This window comes from Providencia sp. M-27 (assembly GCF_011077905.1).
GTDB classification, from domain to species: domain Bacteria; phylum Pseudomonadota; class Gammaproteobacteria; order Enterobacterales; family Enterobacteriaceae; genus Providencia; species Providencia huaxiensis.
This window is the reverse complement of sequence record NZ_JAALBT010000041.1, coordinates 2130-3587: the sequence shown is the minus strand read 5'-3', so window position 1 is coordinate 3587 and position 1458 is coordinate 2130. Positions and strand designations below refer to the sequence as shown.

Sequence of the window (1458 nt, the reverse complement as noted above, 5' to 3'; positions counted from 1 at the left end):
AATATCGCTGCCGCAGCTTCGGTGCATAGTTTAGCCCCGTTACATCTTCCGCGCAGGCCGACTCGACCAGTGAGCTATTACGCTTTCTTTAAATGATGGCTGCTTCTAAGCCAACATCCTGGCTGTCTGAGCCTTCCCACTTCGTTTCCCACTTAACTATGACTTTGGGACCTTAGCTGGCGGTCTGGGTTGTTTCCCTCTTCACGACGAACGTTAGCACCCGCCGTGTGTCTCCCGTGATAACATTCTTCGGTATTCGTAGTTTGCATCGAGTTGGTAAGTCGGGATGACCCCCTAGTCGAAACAGTGCTCTACCCCCGAAGATGAGTTCACGAGGCGCTACCTAAATAGCTTTCGGGGAGAACCAGCTATCTCCCGGTTTGATTGGCCTTTCACCCCCAGCCACAAGTCATCCGCTAATTTTTCAACATTAGTCGGTTCGGTCCTCCAGTTAGTGTTACCCAACCTTCAACCTGCCCATGGCTAGATCACCGGGTTTCGGGTCTATACCCTGCAACTTATTCGCCCAGTTAAGACTCGGTTTCCCTACGGCTCCCCTATACGGTTAACCTTGCTACAGAATATAAGTCGCTGACCCATTATACAAAAGGTACGCAGTCACCCCACCCCAAAGCACATTCACTGCTTGTTTTGTGTGTTGGACGTCGCAAAAAGCGCTCCGTCAACGCGTGTTGAATGCCACTTCAAAGTTGTCCTCAACACCAGAAAATGCTTTGGTGGTGGGGCTCCCACTGCTTGTACGTACACGGTTTCAGGTTCTATTTCACTCCCCTCGCCGGGGTTCTTTTCGCCTTTCCCTCACGGTACTGGTTCACTATCGGTCAATCAGGAGTATTTAGCCTTGGAGGATGGTCCCCCCATATTCAGACAGGATAACACGTGTCCCGCCCTACTCGTCGAGTTCACAACACTAACACCTTCGGATACGGGGCTATCACCCTTTACTGCCGGACTTTCCAGACCGTTCTCCTGATGCTAATGCTGATTAAGACTCTGGGCTGCTCCCCGTTCGCTCGCCGCTACTAGGGGAATCTCGGTTGATTTCTTTTCCTCGGGGTACTGAGATGTTTCAGTTCCCCCGGTTCGCTTCGTTTGACTATGTATTCATCAAACGATAGTGCAACGAATTGCACTGGGTTTCCCCATTCGGAAATCGTCGGTTGTAACGGTTCATATCACCTTACCGACGCTTATCGCAGATTAGCACGTCCTTCATCGCCTCTGATTGCCTAGGCATCCACCGTGTACGCTTAGTCGCTTAACCTCACAACCCGAAGGTGTCTTTTTTGTCACTCGACACGAAACCCGACGGCTTCTGTCTGTTGACGACATCTTCAAGTTGAGATTTTTGAGAGACTCTCACATTGTTTAAGCGATAAACAATGTGCGTTGTTTTCAATTTTCAGCTTGTTCCAGATTGTTAAAGAGCATAATTGT

At 49.8% G+C, this 1458-nt stretch carries 1 other annotated feature (cut by a window edge).

From position 1 onward, the window contains the following. Window positions 1-1285, bottom strand: a sequence feature (mutual gap in cmsearch alignment for this rRNA model is longer than 100); it reaches 1846 nt to the left of the window's first position. Between the last annotated feature and the right edge of the window lie 173 nt (window positions 1286-1458).